General features: G+C 65.7%; 25 protein-coding genes. 14 read left to right on the forward strand and 11 right to left on the reverse strand.

Annotation, left to right across the window (positions count from 1 at the left end; translation table 11 throughout):
* Positions 1-87 precede the first annotated feature (87 nt).
* Positions 88-2,235: a TonB-dependent siderophore receptor gene (locus F3J43_RS07075; RefSeq protein ID WP_166884123.1), complete on the reverse strand. Its 2,148-nt coding sequence runs from the start codon at positions 2,233-2,235 to the stop codon at positions 88-90.
* A gap of 180 nt (positions 2,236-2,415) precedes the next feature.
* On the reverse strand, positions 2,416-2,730 hold the full coding sequence (locus F3J43_RS07080; RefSeq protein ID WP_205297692.1) for a hypothetical protein: 315 nt from the start codon (positions 2,728-2,730) through the stop codon (positions 2,416-2,418).
* 510 nt (positions 2,731-3,240) lie between these two features.
* Here F3J43_RS07080 and F3J43_RS07085 point away from each other — a divergent pair.
* Genes F3J43_RS07085 through F3J43_RS07105 form a run of 5 tightly spaced genes read left to right on the forward strand, consistent with a single transcriptional unit; the run spans position 3,241 to position 9,548 of the window.
* Complete coding sequence (locus F3J43_RS07085) at positions 3,241-4,698, forward strand: serralysin family metalloprotease (protein WP_166884129.1); 1,458 nt, start codon at positions 3,241-3,243, stop codon at positions 4,696-4,698.
* A gap of 53 nt (positions 4,699-4,751) precedes the next feature.
* Positions 4,752-5,129 carry an AprI/Inh family metalloprotease inhibitor gene (locus F3J43_RS07090; RefSeq protein WP_166884132.1) on the forward strand — a complete coding sequence of 126 codons (378 nt, stop codon included), beginning with the start codon at positions 4,752-4,754 and terminating at the stop codon, positions 5,127-5,129.
* Between the two features lie 45 nt (positions 5,130-5,174).
* A complete protein-coding gene (locus F3J43_RS07095) occupies positions 5,175-6,896 on the forward strand; it encodes a type I secretion system permease/ATPase (RefSeq protein ID WP_166884134.1) in 1,722 nt (573 codons plus the stop codon).
* On the forward strand, positions 6,893-8,185 hold the full coding sequence (locus tag F3J43_RS07100) for an HlyD family type I secretion periplasmic adaptor subunit (RefSeq protein ID WP_166884136.1): 1,293 nt from the start codon (positions 6,893-6,895) through the stop codon (positions 8,183-8,185). Before F3J43_RS07095 ends, F3J43_RS07100 begins: the two co-directional genes overlap by 4 nt.
* A gap of 10 nt (positions 8,186-8,195) precedes the next feature.
* On the forward strand, positions 8,196-9,548 hold the full coding sequence (locus F3J43_RS07105; RefSeq protein WP_205297693.1) for a TolC family outer membrane protein: 1,353 nt from the start codon (positions 8,196-8,198) through the stop codon (positions 9,546-9,548).
* A gap of 146 nt (positions 9,549-9,694) precedes the next feature.
* Here F3J43_RS07105 and F3J43_RS07110 read toward each other — a convergent pair whose 3' ends face one another.
* Positions 9,695-10,882, reverse strand: coding sequence for an MFS transporter (locus tag F3J43_RS07110; RefSeq protein WP_166884138.1), 1,188 nt, complete (start codon positions 10,880-10,882; stop codon positions 9,695-9,697).
* Between the two features lie 108 nt (positions 10,883-10,990).
* On the opposite strand from F3J43_RS07110, the gene F3J43_RS07115 reads away from it, so the two are divergent.
* Positions 10,991-11,869 (forward strand): LysR family transcriptional regulator, encoded by an 879-nt coding sequence (locus F3J43_RS07115; RefSeq protein ID WP_166884140.1) that lies wholly within the window; start codon positions 10,991-10,993, stop codon positions 11,867-11,869.
* Between the two features lie 49 nt (positions 11,870-11,918).
* Here the strand turns inward: F3J43_RS07115 and F3J43_RS07120 are convergent, their stop codons facing one another.
* Positions 11,919-12,668, reverse strand: coding sequence for a 3-oxoacyl-ACP reductase family protein (locus F3J43_RS07120; RefSeq protein WP_166884142.1), 750 nt, complete (start codon positions 12,666-12,668; stop codon positions 11,919-11,921).
* A gap of 124 nt (positions 12,669-12,792) precedes the next feature.
* On the opposite strand from F3J43_RS07120, the gene F3J43_RS07125 reads away from it, so the two are divergent.
* Positions 12,793-13,764 (forward strand): LysR family transcriptional regulator, encoded by a 972-nt coding sequence (locus F3J43_RS07125; RefSeq protein WP_353618207.1) that lies wholly within the window; start codon positions 12,793-12,795, stop codon positions 13,762-13,764.
* A gap of 15 nt (positions 13,765-13,779) precedes the next feature.
* Here the strand turns inward: F3J43_RS07125 and F3J43_RS07130 are convergent, their stop codons facing one another.
* Positions 13,780-14,262, reverse strand: coding sequence for a GreA/GreB family elongation factor (locus F3J43_RS07130; RefSeq protein ID WP_166884146.1), 483 nt, complete (start codon positions 14,260-14,262; stop codon positions 13,780-13,782).
* 2 nt (positions 14,263-14,264) lie between these two features.
* Complete coding sequence (locus F3J43_RS07135) at positions 14,265-14,666, reverse strand: hypothetical protein (RefSeq protein ID WP_166884148.1); 402 nt, start codon at positions 14,664-14,666, stop codon at positions 14,265-14,267.
* A gap of 132 nt (positions 14,667-14,798) precedes the next feature.
* Here F3J43_RS07135 and earP point away from each other — a divergent pair, with 132 nt between their 5' ends.
* Both earP and efp read left to right on the forward strand, forming a co-directional pair.
* Positions 14,799-15,932 carry an elongation factor P maturation arginine rhamnosyltransferase EarP gene (gene earP, locus F3J43_RS07140; protein WP_166884150.1) on the forward strand — a complete coding sequence of 378 codons (1,134 nt, stop codon included), beginning with the start codon at positions 14,799-14,801 and terminating at the stop codon, positions 15,930-15,932.
* A 48-nt stretch (positions 15,933-15,980) separates the two neighbouring features.
* The gene (gene efp / locus F3J43_RS07145; RefSeq protein ID WP_051098927.1) at positions 15,981-16,550 is read left to right on the forward strand and encodes an elongation factor P; all 570 of its coding nucleotides are present in this window, start codon (positions 15,981-15,983) and stop codon (positions 16,548-16,550) included.
* A gap of 179 nt (positions 16,551-16,729) precedes the next feature.
* Here the strand turns inward: efp and F3J43_RS07150 are convergent, their stop codons facing one another.
* From F3J43_RS07150 to F3J43_RS07160, 3 genes are all read right to left on the reverse strand, one after another.
* Positions 16,730-17,158, reverse strand: coding sequence for an organic hydroperoxide resistance protein (locus tag F3J43_RS07150; RefSeq protein WP_166884152.1), 429 nt, complete (start codon positions 17,156-17,158; stop codon positions 16,730-16,732).
* 141 nt (positions 17,159-17,299) lie between these two features.
* The gene (locus F3J43_RS07155) at positions 17,300-17,755 is read right to left on the reverse strand and encodes a MarR family winged helix-turn-helix transcriptional regulator (RefSeq protein ID WP_166884154.1); all 456 of its coding nucleotides are present in this window, start codon (positions 17,753-17,755) and stop codon (positions 17,300-17,302) included.
* A 55-nt stretch (positions 17,756-17,810) separates the two neighbouring features.
* Positions 17,811-18,767 carry a LysR family transcriptional regulator gene (locus F3J43_RS07160; protein ID WP_166884156.1) on the reverse strand — a complete coding sequence of 319 codons (957 nt, stop codon included), beginning with the start codon at positions 18,765-18,767 and terminating at the stop codon, positions 17,811-17,813.
* A gap of 115 nt (positions 18,768-18,882) precedes the next feature.
* On the opposite strand from F3J43_RS07160, the gene F3J43_RS07165 reads away from it, so the two are divergent.
* Positions 18,883-19,632, forward strand: a complete 750-nt coding sequence (locus F3J43_RS07165; RefSeq protein WP_166884158.1) for a sulfite exporter TauE/SafE family protein — start codon at positions 18,883-18,885, stop codon at positions 19,630-19,632.
* A gap of 72 nt (positions 19,633-19,704) precedes the next feature.
* Here F3J43_RS07165 and F3J43_RS07170 read toward each other — a convergent pair whose 3' ends face one another.
* Positions 19,705-20,556 carry a LysR substrate-binding domain-containing protein gene (locus tag F3J43_RS07170; protein ID WP_166884160.1) on the reverse strand — a complete coding sequence of 284 codons (852 nt, stop codon included), beginning with the start codon at positions 20,554-20,556 and terminating at the stop codon, positions 19,705-19,707.
* 96 nt (positions 20,557-20,652) lie between these two features.
* On the opposite strand from F3J43_RS07170, the gene F3J43_RS07175 reads away from it, so the two are divergent.
* Together F3J43_RS07175 and F3J43_RS07180 are read left to right on the forward strand one after the other, a co-directional pair.
* Positions 20,653-20,847 carry a DUF1127 domain-containing protein gene (locus tag F3J43_RS07175; RefSeq protein WP_166884162.1) on the forward strand — a complete coding sequence of 65 codons (195 nt, stop codon included), beginning with the start codon at positions 20,653-20,655 and terminating at the stop codon, positions 20,845-20,847.
* 113 nt (positions 20,848-20,960) lie between these two features.
* On the forward strand, positions 20,961-22,181 hold the full coding sequence (locus F3J43_RS07180) for a winged helix-turn-helix domain-containing protein (RefSeq protein ID WP_166884164.1): 1,221 nt from the start codon (positions 20,961-20,963) through the stop codon (positions 22,179-22,181).
* On the opposite strand, the gene F3J43_RS07185 is transcribed toward F3J43_RS07180, so the two are convergent.
* The gene (locus F3J43_RS07185; protein ID WP_166884166.1) at positions 22,162-23,508 is read right to left on the reverse strand and encodes a class II 3-deoxy-7-phosphoheptulonate synthase; all 1,347 of its coding nucleotides are present in this window, start codon (positions 23,506-23,508) and stop codon (positions 22,162-22,164) included. The two genes, F3J43_RS07180 and F3J43_RS07185, sit on opposite strands and share 20 nt — an antisense overlap.
* 118 nt (positions 23,509-23,626) lie before the next feature.
* Here F3J43_RS07185 and F3J43_RS07190 point away from each other — a divergent pair, with 118 nt between their 5' ends.
* Together F3J43_RS07190 and F3J43_RS07195 are read left to right on the forward strand one after the other, a co-directional pair.
* Positions 23,627-24,382: a spermidine synthase gene (locus F3J43_RS07190; protein WP_166884167.1), complete on the forward strand. Its 756-nt coding sequence runs from the start codon at positions 23,627-23,629 to the stop codon at positions 24,380-24,382.
* Positions 24,383-24,740: 358 nt separating this feature from the next.
* The gene (locus F3J43_RS07195) at positions 24,741-26,417 is read left to right on the forward strand and encodes a DEAD/DEAH box helicase (RefSeq protein ID WP_166884168.1); all 1,677 of its coding nucleotides are present in this window, start codon (positions 24,741-24,743) and stop codon (positions 26,415-26,417) included.
* The last annotated feature ends 108 nt before the right edge of the window (positions 26,418-26,525 follow it).

Genomic DNA, 26,525 nt, shown 5'->3' on the forward strand with positions numbered 1-26,525 from the left:
ACACCGGCACAGCCGGTGCCATTCACCGTGTCGCCTGGTTCGCCAGCAAGGCCGGCTCCTGCAAGATCGAAGCAGGCCCGCTCGATTTCAGAAACTGACCGAGGCCGACAGCCTGGCTGTACGCGGCGCGCCCGGGAACAGGTAGTTGTCACCCAGGTAGTCGCCAACATCGCGCCAGTAGCGCTTGTCGAACACGTTGTCCACGGTCAGGCGCAGCACGGTGTCGTAGCCGCCGATGCGGGTGCGGTAGCGGCTGCCGACGTCGAACACGGTATAGCCGCCGACTTCGACGTTGCCGGCCTGGCTCGCATACTTGCTGGCGCTGTAGCGGGCGCCGCCGAGCAGTGCCAGGCCCGGGACGGGCAGGGCGTAGTCGGCTTGCAGGGCCGCGCGCAGGCGTGGCACGTTGATCGCCTGGTGGCCTTCGTAGGCGTCGGTGTCGCTGTTCTGCACCCGGGCGCGAATCGCCGCGGCGCTGGCCTGGATCTGCAGGTTCGAGGTCACCCAGCCGCTGGCACCGAGCTCCAGGCCGGTGTTTTTCTGCTGGCCGGCCTGGACGTAGGTCGGTTCGCCAGTTTCCTCAGGGCGGGCATATTGGTAGGCCTGGCGGATCTGGAACAGTGCGGCGCTGAAGCTCATGCCCTGCCAGTCGCGCTTGATGCCGAGCTCGATCTGACGGGACAGGGTAGGGGCGAGGATGTCGAACCTGTTGCTGGCGAACCAGGGGGCAGTACCGCCAGCGGACAGGCCTTTCGAGTAGCTGGCGTAGAGGGTGGTGTCCGCCTGTGGTTTGTAGATAAGCGCGGCGTTGGGCAGCAGCTGGTACTGGCGGGTATGACGTTTGGCCACGCCGGTCTCGTCCCAGGTCTTTTCGTCCAGGCGTACTTCGCGGGCGCCGATCACGGTCTGCCAGTGTTCGTCGAAGGTGATGCGGTCGCTGAAGAACAGGCCGTACTGGCGGCTGTCCAGACGACGCTCGCTGTGGCCCAGCGGCTGGTCGGAGGGAGCCAGCGGGGGGATACCCGTGTAGATGTTGCCGGGCTGCTCAGGATCCAGCAGTTGGTTGTAGCCCGGACGCTGGTCTAGCGTTCGGCGTTGGGCGCTGGTGCCCACGGTCAGCTCATGACCCACGCCCAGCGCGTCAAGGCGCCCCTCCAGCATGGCCTGGGCTTCGTCGATACGGCGGGTATCGTCCGGGCTGCGGAAGTCATAAATGTCGTAATCGCCTTCGGGGCTGAAATGTGCTGACCAGCCTCCGTCGCTACCCCAGGCAAACGCACTGTAGTCATCGATCACCACCTTGCTGCGCGATGCGCTCAAGGTGCCGTTCCAGTCATCGTTGAAACGGTACTTGAAGCGTCCGCCCAGGTTCAGCGAGTCGTTCTGCACCGGCTTGGCCCACTGCTGCCAGGCCAGGTGGTCCTTCGGGTCGACGCCGTGGGGCAGTTGCGTGCCGCCGAGCAGTTGGTAGCCGGGCACCGAGAACTGCTCGCGGTGCTGGTACTCGGCGTCCAGCTCCAGCAGTGCGTCCGGATTGATCTGCCAGTCGAGGGCCAGCGAGGCGAAGTCGCGCTTGCCGTCGGCGTGGTCGACGTACGAGCGGATGTCCTCGTGGGCCAGGTTGACGCGCAGCCCGAGCTGGCGCTCGGCGCCGAACCAGCCGCCCAGGTCGGTGGCCAGGTAGCGCTCGCCCTGCTCGTTGGTCGAGACCGTGACCGTACGCACCTCCTCGGCACGCTTGGTCACGTAGTTGACCAGCCCGCCGGGCTCCGAGACGCCGCTTTGCAGCCCCGACAACCCCTTGAGCAGCTCCACCTGCTGCTTGTTCTCCAGCGCCACGTTCTGCTCGCCGGCGATGGTCTGGCCGTTGATCCGGTAGCTGCTGGCGGCATTGAGTTCGAAGCCGCGCACGTTGAAGTTCTCGTAGTAACCGATCGGCGCATAGCTTTCGCCGACCGATGCGTCGCTCTGCAAGACCTCGCTCAGCTTGCGTACCTGGCGATCGTCGAGCAGTTGCCGGCTGAACACGCTGACCGAGGCCGGGGTGTCCAGCAACGGAGCGCTGTGCAGGCCACCTACCTGGGCCTCGCGCGCCTGGTAGCCGTCACCGCCGTAGACTTCGGTGACGCGCACCGGGGCCAGGGTCACGCTGTCGTCGGCCAGGCCGTGGCCACTATGCAGGGCCAGGCCCAGGCCAAGCAGGCCGAGAGGCAGGCGGGGGCGAAGCGGGGTCATGCGGGGCTCCTTGGAAGGGCGACGCGCCGTTATCTTCGGCTGCTGTCGCGGGCAGGCAGGGCGGCCCGGTCGGCATTGCGCCGGTCGGGCAAAAAAGGGGCGTCATGTTAGCAGGCGCGCGTGCTCGTGTGCCTGCGAAAGCGGGCACTCAAGCAGTAGACGGATGGGCGGACGGTGGCTTCAGGCGGCAGCGGGGCGCTGGTGGCGACGCCAGGTGTCGTCGATTCTCGACCAGGTCTTGCCGTCGGTGGTGGCCATCAGCTTGCGGCCATCCTTGAAGGTGGCGAGGAAGGTGACCTCATCCTCCTTGCCGCCCAGCAGCAGGCCGGCGAGCAGGCCGACCGGGCCGGCCACCAGTGCGCCTGCCATGCCCCATCCCAGGGCACCGCCGAGGCTGCGGGTGGACTCCAGGTTGGCCAGTTTCAGTTCCTTGATGCGCCCCAGGGAGATGCGCTCGCCTGGGGCGGGGCTGCGAGGGGTCCTGAGTGTAAGCATTCCATTGCGATACTCGCCTTCACCTTGCAAGAAATCGCCGGATTGCACCGTGAGTCTTGTCATCGTGTCGTCCTGTCAGCGGAAGGTCGTCGACCAACGTCCTACTGAGCGCCGCCGCCGAGAGCAAGTCAACGGGCAGGCGACAGAGGGTCGTGCGACACAGAGTCATCCTGCCGAAGATGTAATACGAAGTGCTGTTGGAAATGTTCAAGCGAAAGTCGCGTTTTCATAAATAAAGTTCGAATAAACGCATAAAGATGGAGTACCCCATTATCGCAACTCATGGTTTCGCCTACAGGCATTAGAGGGTCGCAGTTTGCGCAAATAAGTACGGATCAGTGGTGATTTTCGAAAACGAAAAAATGACGTCAAAAAACGCTGGACAGGAAGTTTCAATATGTGTCAGTTTTTTTGCGCCTCATAAGGGCGAGTGACAGGATGCTCTCGCCGGAAGTGGGAGAGCTCCTGTCGGACATCAACTGCTTTTTTGTAAACAAGGAAGTAACCTGCATGTCGAAAGTCAAAGAAAACGCCATTGCTTCGGCCGTTTCGGCGCTGCAACCAAAGGGGCCAAGTGCTTCCTACGGTCTGATCGACAGCTTCGCCCACCAGTACGACCGTGGCGGCGCGAACATCAATGGCAAGAAGTCCTTCACGGCCGACCAGGCTGCCGACCACATCCTGCGTGACGGCGCCGCCTGGAAAGACCTGAACAAGGACGGCACCATCAGCCTGTCCTACACCTTCCTGACCAAGGCACCGAGCGATTTCTACAGCCGCGGACTGGGCACTTTCAGCCAGTTCAGCGACCTGCAGAAAGAGCAGGCCAAGCTCGCCATGCAGTCCTGGGCGGATGTGGCCAAGGTCACCTTCAACGAGGCGGCCTCGGGTGGCGACGGTCACATGACCTTCGGCAACTTCAGCGCCAGCAACGGCGGCGCGGCATTCGCCTACCTGCCGTTCGACCAGCCGGGCTCGCACAAGGGTGAGTCCTGGTACCTGATCAACAACAGCTACCAGGTCAACATCACCCCGGGCACCGGCAACTACGGGCGCCAGACCCTGACCCACGAAATCGGCCACGTGCTCGGCCTGTCCCACCCTGGCGACTACAACGCCGGCGAGGGCAATCCGACCTACCGCGACGCCGACTACGCTCAGGACACCCGTGGCTACAGCGTCATGAGCTACTGGAGCGAAAGCAACAACGGGCAGAACTTCGTCAAGGGCGGCGGTCAGTACTACGCCTCGGCCCCGCTGATGGACGACATCCTGGCGATCCAGAAGCTCTACGGCGCCAACTACGCCACCCGTGCCGGCGACACCACCTACGGCTTCAACTCCACCGCTGACCGCGACTTCTACTCGGCTACCTCGGCCTCGTCGAAGCTGGTGTTCTCGGTGTGGGACGGTGGTGGCAACGACACCTTCGACTTCTCCGGGTTCACCCAGAACCAGAAGATCAACCTCAACGAAGCGTCGTTCTCCGACGTCGGCGGCATGGTCGGCAACGTGTCCATCGCCAAGGGCGTGTCCATCGAGAACGCCATCGGTGGCTCGGGCAACGACCTGCTGATCGGTAACGCACTGGCCAACGTGCTCAAGGGTGGTGCCGGCAACGACATCATCTACGGCGGTGGCGGTGCCGACCAACTGTGGGGCGGCAGCGGCGCGGACACCTTCGTGTACGCGGCCATCAGCGACTCGACCAAGGCGGCGCCGGACCGGATCATGGACTTCACCTCGGGTGTGGACAAGATCGATCTGTCGGCCATCTCGGCCTTCGCCGTGAACAAGCTGCCGCTGCAGTTCGTCAACGCCTTCACCGGCCATGCCGGCGAGGCGGTGCTGAGCTACGACCAGGCCACCAACCTGGGCAGCCTGTCCATCGACTTCACCGGAAACAGCTCGGCTGACTTCCTGGTGACTACCGTTGGCCAGGCCGCTGTCAGCGACATCGTGGTCTGATGTACGAGGGGGCGGCGCCTGCGCGTCGCCCCTTTTGCCGACGAGGCCGATACATGCATAGGTTCAAGCAAATGATCGCGCTGGCCGCGATTCCCCTGATGTCGATCACCGAGGTAGGTATGGCGAGCAGCCTGCTACTCCCCAACGCCGCGCAACTGGCCGGCCGTTGGCAGCTTTACCCCGAACAGCAGCAGGCCGAGGCCTGCAACCTACGCCTGAGCGCCGGCGAAGGCGCGCTGACGGGCGACCTGGATTGCGCCGAGCGTCTGGTGGGCCTGCGCCCCGGCAGCTGGCTGGTGACCCCGGACACCTTGGCCCTGGTGGGCGCCGATGGCAGCAGCGTGGTGCACTTCAACCGCGAAGGTGCCGGACGCTATGCCTGGACCACCCCGCAAGGCACGCCACTGGTGCTCGAGCGCCTGGACAAATAACCCCGCCCTGGAGCTTTGAAAGTTCCAGGTAAACAAGGGCGAAACATGAAACTACCGAGCAAAAAGCCCGGGGCGCCTTTGTGGGCGGCACTCGGCGAATTCAAGTCGACGTTGATCAGCGTTGGCTGTTTCACGGCATTGATCAATTTGCTGATGCTGGTGCCGTCGATATATATGCTTCAAGTGTACGACCGTGTACTGAGTTCGCAGAACACCACAACTTTGTGGATGTTGACCCTGATGGTCGTGGGCTTCTTCGTTTATATAGGCGCACTGGAAGCCGTGCGCAGTTTTATCGTCATTCGCGTGGGTAACCAGTTGGAGAAAAGTTTCAATCTCAACGTCTACCGCGCCGCCTTCGAACGCAACTTGCGCCAGCGCGACGGATCCGCCGGGCAAGCCTTGGGCGATCTCACCCAACTGCGCCAGTTCATCACCGGCCCGGCCTTGTTCGCCTTCTTCGACGCGCCCTGGTTTCCCATCTACCTGGCGGTGATCTTCGTCTTCAACGTCTGGCTCGGGGTCATGGCCACGGTGGGCGCGGTGCTGCTGATTGCCCTGGCGGTGCTCAACGAGCGGCTCACCCACGCCACCCTGGTCGAAGCCAGCAATGTCCAGCAGCAGTCGACGCTGCTCGCCGGCAGCCAGTTGCAGAGTGCCGAGAGCATCCAGGCCATGGGCATGCTCGGTGCCCTGCGCAGGCGCTGGTTCACCCTGCATGGGCGCTTCCTCGACCTGCAGAACAAGGCCAGTGACACCTCTGCGGTGATCACCGCCACCAGCAAGGGCCTGCGCCTGTGCCTGCAGTCGCTGGTGCTGGGCCTCGGTGCCTTGCTGGTGATCGAGCAGCAGATGACCCCCGGCATGATGATCGCCGGCTCGATCCTGATGGGCCGGGTACTGGCCCCGATCGACCAGGTGATCGCGGTGTGGAAGCAGTGGAGCGGCGCGCAGCTGGCCTACCAACGCCTGGACAGTCTGTTGCGTGAACACCCTGAACCACCGGTGCCGATGCCGCTGCCGGTACCAACCGGGCAGTTGACGGTGGAGCAGATCAGCGCCGGCCCGCCCGGCCGTGGGGTGACCACGTTGCAGCAGGTCAACTTCGCCCTGGCCCCTGGAGAGCTGCTCGGTGTACTGGGGGCCTCGGGTTCGGGCAAGTCGACCCTGGCCAAGGTGCTGGTCGGCGTGTGGCCGACCCTGTCTGGCCACGTGCGCCTGGATGGCGCCGAGCTCGCCCAGTGGGACCGCGAGGCCCTTGGCCCGCATATCGGCTACCTGCCGCAGACCATCGAGCTCTTGCGTGGCAGCATTGCCGAAAACATCGCCCGCTTCGGCGAGCTCGACGGCCAGCAGGTGGTCGAGGCCGCCCGTCTGGCGGGAGTGCATGAGCTGATCCTGCGCCTGCCCAAGGGCTACGACACGCGCCTGGGCGAGGATGGTGTTGACCTGTCCGGCGGGCAGAAGCAGCGCGTGGCCCTGGCCCGTGCGTTGTATGGCAACCCTTGCCTGATCGTGCTCGACGAGCCCAACTCCAACCTCGATAGCCATGGCGAGGCGGCCTTGGCCAGCGCCCTGGTCCAGCTCAAGGCGCTGGGCCGCACCGTGGTGCTGGTGACCCACCGCAGCGCGGCGCTGGCCCAGGCCGACAAGCTGCTGGTGATGAACGAAGGCCGCATGCAGGGCTTCGGCCCGGCCCGCGATATTCTCCACGCCATGGGCCAGGCCCCGGCGCAACGTCCCCTGCAAGCTGGAGGTGGCGCATGAGCCGGCACGAACGCGATGCACGTTTCCATGTTCGCCTGGGCTGGGTCCTGACCCTGGTCGGCTTTGGCGGTTTCATGGCCTGGGCCAGCCTGGCCCCGCTCGACCAAGGGGTGCCCGTGCAGGGCACCGTGGTGGTTTCGGGCAAGCGCAAGGCGGTGCAGTCCATGGCCGCGGGCGTGGTCAGCCGGATCCTGGTCGGCGAGGGCCAGCAGGTGCATCAGGGCGAACCGTTGTTCCGCCTCGACCGGACCCAGGTCCAGGCCGATGTCGATGCCTTGCAGGCCCAGTACCGCATGACCCGCGCCAGCCTGGCGCGCTGGCAGGGTGAGCGCGACAACCTGGCCCAGGTGCAGTTTCCCGCCGACCTGCTGGGCGACGCCGATGCCCGTCTGGGCCTGATTCTCGAAGGCCAGCGTCAACTGTTCGACAGCCGCCGCCAGGCCCAGGCCCGCGAGCAGGGTGCGCTGGCGGCGAGCATCGATGGCTCCCTGGCGCAGTTGGCCGGCATGCGTCGGGCACGCAGCGACCTGCAGGCCCAGGCCGATTCGCTGCGCGAGCAACTGGACAACCTGCGCCCGTTGGCCGGCGACGGCTATATCCCGCGCAACCGTGTGCTCGAGTACCAGCGCCAGTTGTCCCAGGTGCAGCGCGACCTGGCGCAGAACGCTGGTGACAGCGCGCGCCTGGAGCAGGTGATCGTCGAGGCTCGGCTCAACCTGCAGCAGCGCCGCGAGGAATACCAGAAGGAGGTGCGCAGCCAACTGGCCGATGCCCAGGTCAAGGCGGCGACGCTGGAGCAGCAGCTCAACTCCGCGCGCTTCGAGTTGCAGCACAGCGAGATCCTGGCACCTGCCGACGGCATTGCGGTCAACCTCGGGGTGCATACCGAGGGCGCCGTGGTACGTGCTGGCGACACCCTGCTGGAGATCGTGCCCCAGGGCACTGCGCTGGAGGTGGAGGGGCGCCTGCCGGTGAATCTGGTGGACAAGGTGGCGCTGCAACTGCCGGTGGACATCCTGTTCACCGCCTTCAACCAGAACCGCACGCCGCGGGTCAGCGGGGAGGTGGCGCTGGTTTCCGCCGACCAGTTGATCGACGAGCGCAGCGGCCAGCCTTACTACGTGCTGCGCAGCACCGTCAGCGAGGAGGCGCTGGCGCGCCTGAATGGCCTGGCGATTCGTCCGGGGATGCCGGCGGAGCTGTTCGTGCGTACCGGCGAGCGCTCGCTGCTCAACTACCTGTTCAAACCCCTGCTCGACCGTGCAGGCACTGCCTTGACCGAACAATAAGGACCGCCCAGTGAAGAAGTTCCCACTGATCGGGCTGCTGGCAGCCTGTGCCTGGCTGCCGGCAGCCGCGCTGGCGGCCATGGGGCCGTTCCAGGTGTACGAGCAGGCCCTGCGCCGCGACCCGACCTACCTGGCCGCGTTCAAGGCCCGCGAGGCCGGCCAGGAGTACCGTGCCATCGGCCGTGCCGGCCTGCTGCCGAACATCTCGTACAACTACAACAAGGGGCGCAACGATTCCGAGGTGCGCTACCTGGGGGATTCGCGCCGGCAAAAGGAAGACCGCCACTACAACAGCATGGGCTCGACCTTCATCCTCCAGCAGCCGCTGTTCGACTACGAAGCCTATTCGGCCTATCGCAAGGGCGTGGCCCAGGCGCTGTTCGCCGACGAAAGCTTTCGCGACCAGAGCCAGCAACTGCTGGTGCGGGTGATGACCAGCTACACCCAGGCCTTGTTCGCCGAGGACCAGATCGCCATCAGCGTGGCCAGCAAGCAGGCCTACCGTCAGCAGTTCCAGCAGAACCAGCGGTTGTTCGATGCAGGCGAAGGGACCCGCACCGACATCCTCGAGGCCCAGGCCCGCTATGAGCTGGCCGATGCCGAGGAGATCCAGGCGCGCAACGACCAGGATGCCGCCCTGCGTGAACTGGGTGCGCTGATCGGCGAGCCGGCGGTACGGGTCGAAGACCTGGCGCCGCTGCGCGCGGGCTTCGCCTTGCCGATGGTCGACCCGAGTGGCTATAGCGCCTGGCAGGAGCGTGCGCTGGCCAACAACCCACAGTTGGCGTCGTCACGCCAGGCCCTGGAAGTGGCGCGTTACGAAGTCGAGCGCAACCGCGCCGGGCACTTGCCCAAGGTCACCGCCTTCGCCACCTCGCGGCGCCAGGAGTCGGACAGCGGCAACACCTATAACCAGCGCTACGACACCAACACCGTGGGTATCGAGGTCAGCGTGCCGATCTTCGCCGGTGGCGGGGTGAGTGCCTCGACCCGTCAGGCCAGTCGTCATCTGGAGCAGGCCGAGTACGAACTCGACGGGCAGACCCGTGGCACCCTGATCGAGTTGCGCAAGCAATACAACGCCTGCGAGTCCGGGGCCAGCCGCCTGCGTGCCTACGAGCGGGCGCTGGTGGCGGCCGAGGCATTGGTGGTGTCGACACGCAAGAGCGTGCAGGGGGGCGAGCGGGTCAACCTCGACGTGCTCAACGCCGAACAGCAACTGGCCACCACCCGCCGCGACCTGGCGCAGGCGCGTTATGACTACCTGCTGGCGTGGATCAAGCTGCACTACGAGGCGGGGGTATTGAGCGAGGCGCAGCTGGCGCGGGTGGACGAAGCGTTCATCGCCGGCAAGTCTGGCTGATTCCTGGCCATGCAGGAGCGGCCTGGTGGCGCGAACGGGCCGCAAGGCGGCCCCGGTGATCGTCGATGACGCTGAAAGCCTGGGGTCGTTCGCGACACCAGGCCGCTCCTGCAGGTGCAGGTTTTCCATGGGTCATGGCGAAGCTCTCAGGCCATCACGCTCCCTTTTACCCGCTTGCGCTCGGCCAATCCCCAGACCAGCAACGCCAGCGTCCCGATGACCAGCCCAGCCACCACGATGCCGTTCCAGCCATGGGTTTCGAACAGCTGCGTGCCCAGCAGCGACCCCAGCGCGCCGCCGATGAAGTAGCAGGTGATGTAGCCGGCGTTGAGCCGCGTGCGGGCCTCGGGGCGCAAGGCGATCACGGCGTTCTGGTTGCTCACGTGCACCAGCTGCACCGCCAGGTCCAGCACCAGCACACCGAGCAGCAATGCCAGCAGCGAGCTTTGCGCGAACCCCAGTGGCAGCCATGACAGCAGCAAGGCGACCAGCCCCACCGTGGTGCCCAGCGAACCCTGCCCGCGGTCGGCCAGGCGCCCGGCCCAGTTGGCTGCCAGCGCACCGGCGGCACCGGCCAGGCCGAACAGGCCGATCGCCGCGTCGGAGTAATGGTAGGGCGCATTGCTGAGCAGGAACGCCAGAGGGGTCCAGAACAGGGCGAACAGGCTGAAGGACAGCAGCCCCAGCAGCGAGCGCAGGCGCAGTACCGGTTCCTCGACGAACAGGCGGAACACCGAGCCGATCAGCGCCGGGTACTTCAAGCCGGCGTGGCTGTGGTGCTGCGGCAGGCTGCGGTACAGGGCCAGGGCAGTCACCGCCATCAGCACCGCGGCCAGCACATAGATGCTGCGCCAGCCGCCCAGCTCGGCCATGAAGCCGGCGGCAGTACGCGCCAGCAGGATGCCCAGCAACAGGCCGCTCATCAGTGTGCCGACGGCGCGACCGCGCTGGTCCGGAGCGCTGAGCGTCGCCGCCATCGGCACCAGGATCTGCGCCACCACCGAGAACAGTCCGGTCAGCGCGGTGCCGAGGATCAGCCAGGGCAGGCTCGGTGCGCAGGCGCTGATCACCAGGCCGGCGGTGGCGATCAGCGCCATGGTCACGATCAGTCGGCGTTGTTCGAACAGGTCGCCCAGCGGCGCCAGCAACAGCAGGCCGGCGCCATAGCTGAGCTGGGCGGCGATGACGATGGTCCCGGCGCTGGCGGTGCTCAGGCCGAACTGTTCGGCAATGCTGTGCAGCAGAGGTTGGGCGTAGTAGTTGCTGGCCACGGCCAGGCCGGTGGCGGTAGCCATCAGCAGGATCAGGGCGCGGCTGAGTGTCGGGGTGTTCATGGTCAGTCTCTTGGCAGGCAAGGGGGATTGGCGACAAGTATCAGGAAGTGTCTTGAATGACACCAATGTATAGTTTTCAACTTATCCATCTCTAAAGCAGATAGATCGATGAACCTCAAGCAACTCGAATACGCCCTGGCGGTGGCCGACACCGGCAGCTTCACCCGTGCCGCCGAGCGCTGCCATGTGGTGCAGTCGGCGCTCAGCCACCAGGTGGCGCGGCTGGAGGCGCAACTGGGGGTGAGCCTGTTCGAGCGCAGTTCGCGGCGAGTGCGCCTGACCCCGGCCGGCGAAGCCTTCGTGCTCAGTGCCCGGCCCGCGGTGGAGGCGGCCCGGCGTATCGCCGACGATGTCGCCGCCGCTTGCGGGCAAGTGCGTGGGCGTCTGTCGATCGGCGAGATCAGCTCGTTGACGGCGCTCGACCTGGTCGACGTGCTGGCGATATTCCATGGCCGTTATCCGGAAGTCGACGTACGTTGGCTGACCGCCAAGAGCGAGCTGCTGCTGGCTGATGTCTGCGAGCGGCGCCTGGATGTGGGCTTCATCGGCCTGTGGCAGGGCGAGGTGCTGCAGGGCGTGCAGCATCGCTTGCTGGCCCGCGAGGAACTGGTCGCGGTGCTGCCGCCGGGGCACGCCCTGGCGAACAGGGCGCGACTGGCCCTGGCCGACCTGGCCGGCGAGGTGCTGGTGGACTTTCCCGAGGGCACCGGTGCGCGGCGGCAGACCGACGAGGCCTTCCAGGCGGCGGGGGTGGAGCATCGGGTGCAGTTCGAGATCGGCCATATCCGCCTGGTGGAAAAATTCGTTCAGCGTGGCATGGCGCTGGGGCTGGTGCCGGAGCGCATTGCCCGGGGGTTCCAGGGGGTGGTTGCGGTACCGCTGGAGGATGCGCCGGTGCGGCATCTCTACGCGGTGTGGTCGCCCAGCCCGACGCCTGCGGCGCGGGCATTCCTCGAGGTCATGGAGCAACGCTTGCCGGCGACCTGATGTTCCTCAGCAGGAGCGGCACAAGGCCGCTCCTGCTGAGGAGGGTGGATCAGGCGGCGAAGCCACCATCGGCCAGCAGGCTGGCGCCGGTGATATAGCCGGCCTCTGGCCCGGCCAGGTAGGCGACGAAGCTGGCGATCTCGCTGGCCTGGCCATAGCGCCCGATGGCCATCAGCGGGATCAGGCTCTCGGCGAACTCGCCGCTGGCCGGGTTCATGTCAGTGTCCACCGGCCCTGGCTGCACGTTGTTGACCGTGATGCCTTGCGGCCCGAGGTCACGCGCCAGGCCCTTGGTCAGGCCGACCAGCGCCGACTTGCTCATGGCGTAGGGTGCGCCTCCGGCGAACGGCATGCGCTCGGCGTTGGTGCTGCCGATATTGATGATGCGCCCGCCCTGGCCCATGTGGCGTGCGGCGGCCTGGGTGGCGACGAACACGCTGCGTACGTTGATCGCCAGCATGCGGTCGAATTCGCCGAGGTCGAACTCGGTCACGGGCGCGACGGCCAGCACGCCGGCGTTGTTGACCAGGATATCGAGGGCACCGAAGGCCGCGACGGTGTCGGCCACCGCCTGCTGCACGGCGCCAGCGTCGGCGCTGTCGGCATGCAGGGCCAGGGCTTGGCCGCCGTTGGCGGTGATTTCGCCGGCCAAGGCTTCGGCCACGGCAGCGGAACTGACATAGGTGAAGGCGACCTTGGCGCCATCCTTGGCCAGGCGCCGGACGATCGCCGCGCCGATACCGCGGGAACCGCCCTGGACGAGGGCCACCTTGCCGTTGAGGGAAAGTTGCTGGGACATGCTGATCTCCTGCTGGGTAGCAAGGCCGGATGCCTTGGATGGGCGCAGTATCCGTCGTCGATTACCCGCTGATAAGATGGCAATCGCGATATGCAGAGTAAACCTTTGGTTTGGAATAGAAGCCGTGGAATCTTTCAGCGCCCTTGAGTGTTTCATCCGCAGCGCCGAAGTGGGCAGTTTCGCCGAGGCCGCCCGGCGCCTGTCGCTGACCCCGGCGGCGGTGGGCAAGAATGTCGCCCAGCTGGAGGCGCGCCTGGGTGTGCGGCTGTTCCAGCGTAGCACCCGCAAGCTGACCCTGACCGAGGCCGGTCAGCGCTTTCTTGGCGAAGTGAGTGACAGTTTGCGCACCATCCAGTACGCCATGGCCAACCTGGCCAGCGCCGAAGGGCAGCCGGCCGGGTCGTTGCGGGTCAGCATGGGCACGGTGTTCGGGCGGCTCTATGTGCTGCCGTTGCTGGGCGAGTTCTTGACGCGTTACCCGGCGATCGTCCCGGACTGGCACTTCGACAACCGCCAGGTCGACCTCATCGGCCAGGGTTTCGACGCGGCCATCGGCGGAGGCTTCGAGCTGCCGCCCGGGGTGGTGGCGCGCAAGCTGACCCCGGCGCACCGGGTGCTGGTGGCGGCGCCGGGTTATCTCGAACGGCATGGGGCGATCGAGCAGCCGCAGGCGCTGGAGCGTCACGCCGGGATCCTGATCCGTTCGCCGCAGACCGGTCGGGTGCGCTCATGGCCGCTGACCAGTCGTTGGCAGGAGCAGGCGCCGCTGCAGTTGCGCCAGGCAATGACCATGAGCGATTCCGATGCGGCCTGCGCGGTGGCCGAGCAGGGGCTGGGCATCGCCCTGGTGAGCCTGCCGTTCGCCATGCCGTACCTGACGGCGGGGCGTCTGTGCCGGGTACTGTCGGACTGGTACGTGGACGATGGGCACATCAGCCTGTACTACGCCGAGCACAAGCTGTTGCCGGGCAAGACCCGCGCGTTCATCGACTTCATCGTCGAGCAGTTCGCCGGGCAGGGGCTGGCGGGGCGGTTCAATGCCTTGCAACCGGCATCGCGGGGCAAGCCCGCTCCCTCGGGGGGGCGGGTTACATGATCGAATGGCGCCGATTCAGGTCACTGCGACAATGAACTGCAACTGGGACACGCCGTTCACCACCAGCGCCACCTCGTCGTCCAGCTTCTTGCCAATCAGCTGCTGACCCAGTGGCGCGCGCGGGGTGATCACCGTCACCAGCCGATCACCTTCGCCAATCTTCAATCCCGCACCTTCCGGCCCGAGGAACAGCTGGCGCTGCTGGCCGGCCTCGTCTTCCAGGGTCACCAGGCAGCCGACCTGCACCCCGCGTGCCGGGTCGTAGTCGCGCAGCACCAGTTGCTGGTAGGTCAGCAGCGCCTGGCGGATCTCGGCGCTACGGCGGGCTTGCCCCGTGGCCAGGTAGGACGCCTCCAGGCCCAGGGTGTCGTACTTGTTCTCGGCGATGTTCTCTTCGGCGGTGGCGGCCTCGTAGGCGGTCTGCGCGGCACGGCGCAGCACCTCCATGTCGTGCTCGAGGGTCGCGATGATTCGCTGCAGCAGGTTGGCCTTGTCCATGGTCAGTAGCAGAACTCCAGCACGTTGGCCTGGCTCTTGTCGGTCGGCGCCGTGCGGTTCTGCTGCAGCCAGAACTGGCATTTCGGGTTGTTCAGGTTGCGCGGGTTGCCTTGCGCGGCTTCGCTGGCCTGTTGCAGCTCCTGTTTGTGGAGGATGTCCTTGTAGCGCTCGAACATCTGTGCCTGGGCATCCTGCGGCGGCTCTGGCGTGGCCGTTGCCGGAGCTGGGCGGGCAATTGCCGGGGCGAGTGCCTGCGCCACCGGTTGCACCTGCTCCGGCAACAGGCGCAGGCCCAGCCACAGGCTCAGGGCGATGGCCACGGCGCCCAACCACAGGCCGAGGGCGACGCACAGGATCAGTTGCACGGGCTTGAGGGTGATCTTCAGTTCACGGGCGCGGGGCATGGCGGCCTCCTGGCAGGACGAGTGGCGGCATTGTCGCACGGCATGGCAGGATTTTTCAGTGACGGCACTGTTGTCGGCGCGTATTTGTCCGCACAATTCGCGGTCTTTTTCTGCGGGTACTGGAACGTGGCGATGAAAACCACCTGGGACATCTTCTGCACGGTCGTCGACAACTATGGCGATATCGGCGTGACCTGGCGCCTGGCACGCCAGTTGGCGGCCGAGCACGACCTGGCGGTGCGCCTGTGGGTGGACGACCTGAGCGCTTTCGCGCGGCTGTGTCCCGAGGCCGACGCCGGCTTGGCGCAGCAATGGCAGCAGGGCGTCGAGGTACGCCATTGGTCCGCCGACTGGCAGCCGGTGGCGACTGCCGATGTGGTGATCGGTGCCTTTGGCTGCCGGCTGCCGGTGGCCTATGTCGAGGCGCTGGCGCTGCGTCAGCCGGCCGCGCTGTGGTTGAACCTGGAATACCTGAGTGCCGAAGATTGGGTCGAAGGTTGCCACGGCCTGACCTCGCCACAGGCCAATGGCCTGCGTACGGTGTTCTTCTTCCCTGGCTTCACGGAAAAGACCGGGGGCCTGCTGCGCGAGGCGTCGTTGCTGGATCGGCGTCAGGCACTGGAGGCGGATCCGACGGCGCGCGCGGCCTTTCTGGCGGGGCTTGGCGTACGGCCCGAGGCCGGTGCGCGGCTGATCTCGCTGTTCGCCTACGAGAATACGCAGCTCGGCAGTTGGCTCGATGCCCTGGCCGAGGGTGAAGAGCCCAGCCACCTGCTGGTGCCCGAGGGGCGGATCCTCGCCGATCTGCGCGTCTGGCTCGGTGAGCCTGGCCTTGGGGTGGGCGATGTCCGCCACAGGGGCGCGTTGACCCTGCAGGTATTACCTTTCGTCAGCCAGGACGACTACGACCGCCTGCTTTGGTGCTGCGACTTCAATGCCGTGCGCGGCGAGGACTCGTTCGTCCGTGCGCAGTGGGCCGGGCGGCCGCTGCTCTGGCACATCTACGTGCAGGACGAGAACGCCCACTGGGAAAAACTCGAGGCCTTCCTGGCGCTTTATCGCCAAGGCTTGTCGGAGGCGGCGGGGCAGGCGCTGGTCGAACTGTGGCGGGCCTGGAACATGGACCGTGACATGGGCGTGGCGTGGCGCGAGGTGGTACGGCACGGGCCGGAACTGCAGGCGCATGCCCGGCAATGGTGCCTCAGGCAGGCCGCTCAGCCGGACCTTGCCATGGCGCTGGTACAGTTTTACCGAAATTCGCTATGATACGCGGCCTCGATTTTTATAAATCCATCCAGATTCGGATACTTCGTAATGAAAACTGGTAAAGAACTGAAACCCGGTACCGTACTGCGGATCGACAATGACCCGTGGCTGGTTCAGAAAGCTGAGTTCACCAAGTCGGGCCGTAACAGCGCGATCATGAAGACCAAGCTGAAGAACCTGCTGACCGGCTACAAGACTGAAACCGTCTACTTCGCCGACGACAAGCTGGACGACGTGATCCTCGACCGCAAGGAAGTGACCCTGTCCTTCATCAGCGGTGACGCGTACACCTTCATGGACACCACCGACTACACCATGTACGAGCTGAACGCCGAAGACATCGACGCCGTTCTGCCGTACATCGAAGAAGGCATGCAGGACGTCTGCGCCCTGACCATGTACGAAGAGAAAGTGGTTTCGGTCGAACTGCCGACCACCATCAGCCGTCAGGTCACCTACACCGAGAACGCTGCTCGCGGCGACACCTCGGGCAAGGTCATGAAGCCTGCCAAGCTGGCCAACGGTACCGAAGTACAGGTTGCCGACTTCATCGAAATCGACGAGTTCATCGACATCGATACTCGCGATGGCTCCTTCAAGGGCCGTTCCAAGAAGTAATCCTTCTTGCGATGAGCACGAAAAACCCGGCCTTGGCCGGGTTTTTTTGTGCCTGTCCCTGGCTGCTTGCCTTGCTCCCGACCATGTCTCAGGTAGATCGAAAAAGCAGCCCTGGTGCATCCTGGGACCGCCTTGCGGTCCTTTCGCGACACAAGGCCGCTCCTATCATTGCTCGCGGCTCACACGGTCACATGCAAGCGCACATCCACATTGCCACGGGTGGCGTTGGAGTACGGGCAGACCTTGTGCGCCTTCTCCACCAGACCTTCGGCGTCGGCCTGGGCCAGGCCCGGCAGGTTGACGTGCAGGTCGATGTCCAGGCCGAAACCGCCCGGAATCTGGCCGATGCCCACCTTGGCGGTGATCGAGGCGTCGGCTGGCAAGGCTTTTTTCTCCTGTCCGGCGACGAACTTCAGCGCGCCGATGAAGCAGGCCGAATAGCCGGCGGCGAACATCTGCTCGGGGTTGGTGCCTTCACCACCCGCGCCACCCAGCTCCTTGGGCGTGCTCAGCTTGACGTCCAGCTTGCCGTCGCTGGAGCGGGATTTGCCGTCGCGACCGCCGGTGGAGGTGGCTTCTGCGATGTACAGCGGAGTGACCTTTTGCATCTTGAGCCTCGCTTGCGTGTTGTGCGCGCCCCGGAAGTCGGGGGCGTCGAGTGGGAACAGGGCTAAAATTAGCGCGCAATTATTTAGTGCGCAAGATAAATTTCGCGCCTGCAGCCGAACGGCCATTTCACAGCATAGACCTCAGAGGTGTTCTTGCAGTTGCGCGCGCAGCGCCAGCAGGTCGGCTTGCAGCTTGCGCAACTGCTCGACGCTGTGGCCGCTGGCCTGGAGGATGCAGGGTGGCACGCGCCGGGCCTGCTGCTGAAGGGCGCGCCCCTTGTCGCTCAGGTGCACCAGTACCACGCGTTCGTCCTCGCGACTGCGGCTGCGGCTGAGCAGGCCTTCGCTTTCCAGGCGCTTGAGCAGCGGAGTGAGGGAGCCGGGGTCGGTGAGCAGGCGCTGGCTGATCTCGCCCACGGTCAGGCCGTCTCGCTCCCACAGCACCAGCATGGCCAGGTACTGCGGATAGGTGAGGCCCAGGGCCTGCAGCAGCGGCTTGTAGACCTTGGTCATCAGCAGCGACGTGGAATGCAGGGCGAAGCACACCTGGTTGTCCAGCAGCAGCTCGTCGCAAGGGGCTTGGGTGTCGGCGTTCATGCAGGTCCTTGGATTCGATGAGGGTGGAAATCTAGCACGCCAATACCTGGCGTGCTCATTGCCAGCGTAGTCCGCTGCGCAGGGCCAGGTCCCAGGGGGGCACCGGGCTGAAACGGCTCTTGAGGAATTCGAGCAGCAAGCGGCTGCGAGAGTTCGTTTCATGCTCCAGACGCAGTGCGTAGATGCCGCTGGTCTCCGCCGTCGGCAGACCGTTTTCGCAGAACAACGGGACCAGTTCGCCGCGCAGCAGGTAGTCGCTGACCAGCCAGGTCGGCAGATGGGCCACGCCGAGGCCGGCGAGGGCGCCGAACAGTAGGGTCTCGGCGTTGTTGGCGGCCATGCGCATGCGCGCGGGGCGATACAGGCGCTGTTGGCCCTGCACGTCGAAGCGCCAGGCGAAGGGCGGCGCCAGGCCGTCCCAGTCCAGGCCGTCGTGCCCGGGCAGCTCGCTGGGGCAGGCCGGCACGCCGCGGCTGGCCAGGTAGGCCGGGCTGGCGCAGGCGATGCGCACCATGTAGGCGAGCGGCGTGGCCACCAGGCGGGTATCGGCCAGGGGGCCGGCGCGCAGCACCAGGTCGACCTCGCCCAGGTGGCTGCCGTGCAGGTCGACGAAACTGTCGATCAGGCGCAGTTGCACGTCCAGCCCAGGGTAGGCGACCAGGAAGTCGGCGATGGCCGGGGCCAGGTGGCGGCGGCCGAAGGCGGCTGGGGCATCGATACGGATCAGCCCTTCCGGGGCGTTGCTCAGCGACACCGCCTCGGCGCGCGCCAGGCGCAGTTCCTCGATGATGCGCCGGGCCCGCTCGGCGAACGCATTGCCTGCGGGCGTGGCGCGCACGGCATGGGTGCTGCGGGCGAACAGGCGGCTGCCTACGGCGTTTTCCAGGTTGTCGATGCGCCGCGCCACGGCCGAGGGGGTGAGCGGATGGCGCCGGGCGGCGGCGGAGAAACTGCCGGTTTCCAGCACGTCGAGAAACAGGCTCAGTTGTTCGGTGAGGATGTCGGGGCTCATGGAGACTCTGCTTATGCAAGAAACGCAAAGCCATTGTGCGCTGCTGTGCGTTTCCCCGCCAGCCGCGACTGGGTAGCATGCCCGCATTCCTTTCAGACAGGCGGTTGAGGCTCCTATGATCGAGTGGTTGTTGTACATCGCCCTGGGCGCGGCCCTGGGCACCATGGGCGGACTGTTCGGCATCGGCGGCGGGCTGATCGCGATTCCGGCGCTGGGCGTGCTGTTCGGCCTCGACCAGCAGTTGGCCCAGGGTACCGCCCTGGTGATGGTGGTGCCCAACGTGCTGCTGGCGCTGTGGCGTTATCACCAGCGCAACCGCATCGAGCTGCGGCATGCCATCCCGTTGTCGTTGTGCAGTTTCGTGTTCGCCTGGCTGGGCTCTATCTGGGCGGTGGGCATCGATGCCCATTCGATGCGCCTGGGTTTCGTCGGTTTCCTGGTGGTGCTGGCGGTGTGGAACGTGGCGCGGATGTTCCTGCGGACGGCGTCGCCGAGCAGCGAGCTGCGCTATCCGTGGCCATGGCTGGGTGTGCTGGGTAGCTTTGCCGGGACCATGGGTGGGTTGTTCGGCGTCGGCGGCGCGGTGGTGGCGACGCCGATACTGACGTCGGTGTTCGGCACCACCCAGGTGGTGGCCCAGGGGCTGTCGCTGGCGTTGGCGGCGCCGAGCACCCTGGTCACGCTGCTGACCTACGGGCTGCACCAGAGTGTCGACTGGAGCATCGGCATTCCCTTGGCCATCGGTGGGCTGTTGAGCATCAGCTGGGGCGTGAAGCTGGCCCACGCGCTGCCGGAGAAGGTGTTGCGCACGCTGTTCTGCGTGTTCCTGGTGGTCTGCGCGGTGATGCTCGGCTTCGAGATCTGACCGCCTGGCAGCGCTGCAGGAGCCAGCCAGGCGCCTGTTCGCCGGCAAGGCCGGCTCCCACGGTTGATGGGGTTATTTGAACCCCTCGACGATGTACTCGGCCATGCAGTCGGTGATCGGTGACTGGCTCTGCGGGTTGCGCAGCAGCATCACATTGGCCATGTGCAACTGCGGCAGGCCATCGTTTTCGTCGAGGATGCGCAGTTCGCCGCCGATCAGGCTGTGCAGTTGCGCGGTCACCGCCAGGCCCGCGGTGACGATGGCGAAGATCGCCGCCAGGCTCGGGCTGGTGTAGGCGATGCGGTACTCGATGCCGTGGCGCTCCAGGGCGTTGCAGGTCCAGCCGCGGCAGAAGCAGTCGGTGTTGAACAGCGCCAGGGGCATCGGCCGCTGCTCCTGCGGGCAGAAACCCTGGGCCGCGGCCCACATCAGGCGCTCCTGGCGCAGCAACTGGCCGACCTCGTTGCCCGGTTCGCGGGTGACGATGGTCAGGTCCAGGTCCTGGCGCAGCATCAGTTGCTTCGACGAGTCGCAGTGCACCTCGACATGGATCAGCGGGTAGTCCTGGGCGAAGCGGCTGAGGATGCCGGGCAGGTAGCGCATGGCGTAGTCGTCCGGGGTGCCGATGCGCACCACGCCAACCATGTGCGGCATGCGCAGGGTATTGAACACCTCGCCATGCAGCTTGAGGATGCGCCGGGCATAGCCCAGCAGGACCTGGCCCTCGGCGGTCAGGCGCACCTGGCGGCCGTCGCGCTCGAACAACTGGCGCTGCAGGATGTCCTCCTCCAGGCGTTTCATCTGCATGCTGACCGCCGACTGGGTGCGGTTGACCACCTCGCCGGCGCGGGTGAAACCGCCTTGCTCGGCAATCGCGACGAAGGTGCGCAGTACATCGGCATCGAGACTCTGATACGTGGACATTGCATCAATCTCCGAGATGCATGGCATCAGAAACATTCGTTGGATTGATCTTAGGCCTGGGCGGAGACTGGATCCATCCACAAGGAGGGCGTCAAGATGAAAGGTCATTTCAACGTAGCGCACCACACGGCATCACCCCTGAGCCACCTGTTGCGCTGGTACGAGCTGCACCGTCAACGCGAGGAGCTGGCGCGCCTGAGCGATGCCACGCTGCACGACCTGGGGCTGTCGCGGGCCGATATCCAGCAGGAGGCCGAGCGGCATTTCTGGGACGATCCGCTGCGCAAGTGAACGGTGGCTTCGATCGCGGGTCGAGCCCGCTCCCATGGCAGTCATCGCGCATGGGGGCGGGCTTGATCCGCGATTGCGTCTTTACTGTCTGAACACCAGACGGAGCCCACCTCATGCCCCTCAGCTTGTCCCTCGCCCAGGCCCGCCGCCTGGCCTTGTCCGCCCAGGGCTTCGGCAAGGCGCCCGACAGCGAACCTACCCGGGCCAGCCTCCGACGCACGCTCGAACGCCTGGGCGTGGTGCAGATCGACTCGGTCAACGCCCTGGTTCGCTCCCATTACCTGCCGTTGTTTTCCCGCCTGGGTGATTACCCACAGGCCGCGCTCGACCAGCTCGCCTGGGGCACGCGTCGCCAGCGCCGTTTGTTCGAATACTGGGGGCACGAGGCCTCGCTGTTGCCGCTGGCGCTCTATCCGCTGATGCGCTGGCGCATGGCCCACGCCCTCGAAGGCAGGGGCATCTACCGACAGTTGGCGACATTCGGCCGCGAGCGCCGCGATGTCATCGACCGGGTGCTTGCGGCGGTACGCGAGCGTGGCGCGCTGGGCGCTGGCAGTCTGTCGACCCGTGAAGGCCCCGCCGGACCTTGGTGGGACTGGAGCGAAGAAAAGCACGCGCTGGAATGGCTGTTCGCCGCCGGCGAAGTCAGCGTGGCTGGGCGACGTGGGTTCGAACGTCTCTACGACCTGCCAGAGCGGGTGCTGCCCGTCGAGATCCTCCAGCAATCCGTGCCCGGCGAGACCGAGGCCCACCAGGGGCTGATGCTGCATGCCGCCCAGGCCTTGGGCGTGGCCACCGAACAAGACCTGCGTGACTACTTCCGGCTATCGCCGCAGCAGAGCAAGGCCGCCCTGGCCGAACTGCTCGCCGATGGCCGCCTGCAGGCCTGCAGCGTGCAAGGCTGGAAGTCGACCGCGTACCTGGCCGGCACGCCGCGCATCCCCCGGCGCATCGCGGCCAGCGCCTTGCTCTCGCCGTTCGACTCGTTGATCTGGGAACGCAGCCGTACCGAGCGGCTGTTCGATTTCCGCTACCGCCTGGAAATCTACACTCCGGCGCACAAGCGGGTGTACGGCTACTACGTGCTGCCGTTCCTGTACCAGGAACGCATCGCCGCGCGCCTGGATCTACGCGCCGAACGCGCCCAGGGGCGGTTGACGGTGCATGCGGTGCATGAGGAGGCGACCGGGCTGGATGAGGAAGGCTACCAGGCACTGGCCACGAACCTGTGGCGCCTGGCCGGCTGGCTGGGGTTGCAGCGGGTGCAGCCGGACTGCCCTCGGGCCGAGGGCGGTCGGCTGCGTCAGGCGCTGCTCAGCGCCGCACTTGCTTGAGGGTTTCGGCGATCAGGAAGGCCAGTTCCAGGGACTGGTCGGCGTTCATCCGCGGATCGCAGTGGGTGTGGTAGCGATCCGACAGCGCATCTTCGGTGATCGGCCGCGCGCCGCCGATGCATTCGGTGACGTTCTGCCCGGTCATTTCGATGTGGATGCCACCGGCATGGCTGCCTTCGGCCTGGTGCACCTGGAAGAACTGCTTCACCTCGTCGAGGATCTGCGCGAAGTCGCGGGTCTTGTAGCCGCTGCTGGCCTTGATGGTGTTGCCGTGCATCGGGTCGGAGCTCCACAGCACCTGGCGGCCTTCGCGCTCGACGGTGCGGATCAGCCCCGGCAGGTGTTCGCCGACCTTGCTGGCGCCCATGCGCACGATCAGGTTCAGGCGGCCGGGATCGTTGTCCGGGTTGAGCACGTCGATCAGGCGGATCAGATCCTCGGGGTTCATGCTCGGGCCGACCTTGACGCCGATCGGGTTGTGCACGCCACGCAGGAATTCGACATGGGCGCCGTCCAGTTGGCGGGTGCGGTCGCCGATCCACAGCATGTGCGCCGAGCAGTCGTAGTAGTCGCCGGACAGGCTGTCGCGGCGCACGAAGGCTTCTTCATAGTTGAGCAGCAGCGCCTCGTGGGCGGTGAAGAAGCTGGTCTCGCGCAGTTGCGGGGCGCTGTCCAGGCCACAGGCGCGCATGAACGCCAGGGTTTCATCGATGCGGTTGGCCAACTGGTGGTACTTGTCGGCCAGGGCCGAGTTGGCGATGAAGTCCAGGTTCCATTTGTGCACCTGGTGCAGGTCGGCGAATCCGCCCTGGGCGAAGGCGCGCAGCAGGTTGAGGCTGGCGGTGGCCTGGTGGTAGGCCTGCAGCAGCCGGTCGGGATCGGGTACGCGGCTGGCGGTGTCGAAGCCGATACCGTTGACGATGTCGCCACGGTAGGCAGGCAGGGTGATGTCGCCAATGGTTTCGTCATTGGCCGAGCGCGGCTTGGCGAACTGACCGGCCATGCGTCCTACCTTCACCACCGGGCAGCCGGCGGCGAAGGTCATGACGATGGCCATCTGCAGCAGCACCTTGAAGGTGTCGCGGATCTTCGCGGCGGAGAACTCGGCGAAACTCTCGGCGCAGTCACCGCCCTGGAGCAGGAAGGCGCGACCCTGGGTGACCTCGGCGAATTGCCGGCGCAGTTCGCGGGCCTCGCCGGCAAACACCAGTGGCGGGTAGCTGGCCAGCGTCTGCTCCACCTTCAGCAGGTGCGCGGCGTCGGGGTAGATGGGTTGTTGCTGGATCGGCAGGGTGCGCCAGCTGTCGGGGCTCCAAGGTCGGGTCATTGCGGCTCTATCCATAGTGTCGATGCGTTCGTTGCGGCCATGGTAACGCTGGCGGCGTGCTTGTTGCACCCACGGCATTGGCGGACAATGCGCGTTTTTGCGCAGGTGGGTGGTAAGGATGGCGACGGAGCGGGAAGAGCGGCTGCTGGCGCGGGTGGAAGATGCCTTTGGCGTGATCAGCGTGTACGAGGTGGAGGATTATCGCTTCCTCGAGTTCGGCGATGCCATCGAGCAAAGCTGCACCTTCACCGCCGATCCCAGCTGGCTTGAGTACGACTACACCCGGGCGATGCTGGTTGGCGCGTTGTGCCATGAGCAGCCCGAGAGTGCGCTGTTCCTCGGCCTGGGCGCCGGTACCCTGACCCAGGCATGCCTGAAGTTCCTGCCGCTGGAGGATGTCGAGGCCATCGAACTGCGTCCGGATGTGCCGCGCCTGGCCATGGAATACCTGGGGCTGGACGACGATCCGCGGCTGTACGTACGGGTGGGCGATGCCATCGAGCTGCTGCCCACGGCGGAAAAGACCGACCTGCTGTTCGTCGACCTGTACACCGACCACGGCCCCGGGGTCGGGCACCTGGCCTGGGGGTTCCTGGAGAACTGCCAGAAACAGCTCAATCCGGGCGGCTGGCTGGTGATCAACCAGTGGGCCGGCGATGATGGCCGGCCGTTGGGCGCGGCCTTGCTGCGCGGTCTGTACCACCGGCATTACTGGGAGTTGCCGGTGAAGGAGGGCAACGTGATCTTGCTGGTGCCGGCGGACCTGGAGCAGATGCTGGACATCGACGCGGTCCGCGCCCGGGCCGAGGCGTTGGCGCCAAGGCTGGGGTACTCGCTGGAGTACCTGATCAAGGCAATCCGACCGGCGAGCTGACAGGGGCGCAGGTCCCGCCGCTTCTGCAAGGATTGCATGCAGGGCAAGGGAAACGATTCAGCCTGGATCCAATGCGACCTGCATGCGGGTCAAGAAGACTGAAATATTTCTCACGGTTCACACCGAATTCGGGTATAGTACGCGCCGGTCTTTTAGCGGACCTCAAAATCAGGTGGTGCAAATCCTCCGAATCCAGCTTCGGCTGCATGTCCGCTAGGCGGACCCTCTCACACCGTTTTCATTTTCAATCGTTTTCGCAAATCCCCGCCGCCAAAGCTGCCTGGGTGACCTTCTGGTCTTTCAAGGCATGTGCAGCTTTGGAGCATGGGTCTTTGCGGATGCACCTAGAGGCAGACCCATGACCCAGGAAACCGGCGGATTCGCCGCTCTCGATCTTAATCCGAACATCGTTGCTGCCGTCCTGGCCACCGGCTATGAAGAGCCGTCGGCCATTCAGCAACAGTCGATCCCGATCATCCTCGCCGGTCACGACATGATCGGCCAGGCGCAGACTGGCACCGGCAAGACCGCTGCCTTCGCCCTGCCGATCCTCAACAAGATCGACGTGAGCAAGCGCGAACCGCAAGCCCTGATCCTGGCGCCAACCCGTGAGTTGGCGCTGCAAGTAGCTACCGCTTTCGAAACCTACGCCAAGCAGATGCCGGGCGTTAACGTAGTGGCTGTCTACGGTGGTGCCCCGATGGGCCCACAACTGCGTGCCATTCGCAACGGCGCGCAGATCGTCGTCGCTACCCCTGGCCGTCTGTGCGACCACCTGCGTCGCGACGAGAAAGTCCTGTCCACCGTTCAGTACCTGGTACTCGACGAAGCGGACGAGATGCTCAAGCTCGGCTTCATGGATGACCTCGAAGTGATCTTCGACGCCATTCCGGAATCGCGCCAGACCGTACTGTTCTCTGCCACTCTGCCATCTTCGATCCGTTCGATCGCCGAGCGCCACCTGCGCGAGCCGAAGCACGTCAAGATCCAGAGCAAGACCCAGACCGTCACCGCGATCGAGCAGGCCCACCTGATGGTCCACGCCGACCAGAAGATCCCGGCCGTGCTGCGCCTGCTGGAAGTGGAAGAGTTCGACGCGCTGATCGCCTTCGTGCGTACCAAGCAAGCCACCCTGGACCTGGCCGCCGCCCTGGAAGCCAAGGGCTACAAGGCCGCTGCGCTGAACGGCGACATCGCCCAGAACCAGCGTGAGCGCGTGATCGACTCGCTCAAGGACGGTCGCCTGGACATCGTCGTCGCTACCGACGTCGCTGCCCGTGGCCTGGACGTACCGCGCATCACCCACGTGTTCAACGTCGACATGCCGTACGATCCGGAGTCCTACGTGCACCGTATCGGCCGTACCGGCCGTGCCGGCCGCGATGGTCGCGCACTGCTGCTGGTCACCCCGCGCGAGCGCCGCATGCTGCAGGTGATCGAGCGTGTCACCGGGCAGAAGGTTGCCGAAGCCCGTCTGCCTAACCCGCAGGCCGTGCTGGATGCGCGCATCAAGAAGCTGACCAAGAGCCTGGCGCCGCTGGTAGCCGAGTCCGAGGCCAGCCACGGCGAGCTGTTCGACCGCCTGACCGCCGACCTGGGCTGCACCCCGCGTGCCCTGGCTGCGGCCCTGCTGCGCAAGGCCACCAACGGCCAGGCGCTGGACCTGGCCACCGTCGAGCGCGAGCAGCCGCTGGTGCCGACCTACACCCCGCGTGAGCGTGGCGAGCGCACCGAGCGTGGCGAGCGTCCTGACCGCGGTGACCGTGAGCGTCGTGCGCCGATGCCGCTGGCCGAAGGTCGCGTGCGTTGCCGTACCGCCCTGGGTGCCCGTGACGGTATCGCTGCCAAGAACCTGCTGGGCGCGATCCTCAACGAAGGTGGCCTGGCGCGTGACGCCATCGGCCGTATCCAGGTCCGTGACAGCTTCAGCCTGATCGAGCTGCCGGAAGAAGGCCTGGAGCGTCTGCTGTCCAAGCTCAAGGACACCCGTGTGGCCGGCAAGCAGCTGAAGCTGCGCCGCTACCGCGAAGATTGATCCTTACGCGGCAATGAAAAAATCCCCGGCCCAGGCCGGGGATTTTTTTTGCCTGCCAGCCTTCCTGTCTCGATCGCTGCAGGGGCGGCCTTGTGTGGCGAAGGGGCG

The organism is Pantoea sp. Cy-639 (genome assembly GCF_011752525.1).
Taxonomy (GTDB): Bacteria; Pseudomonadota; Gammaproteobacteria; order Pseudomonadales; family Pseudomonadaceae; genus Aquipseudomonas.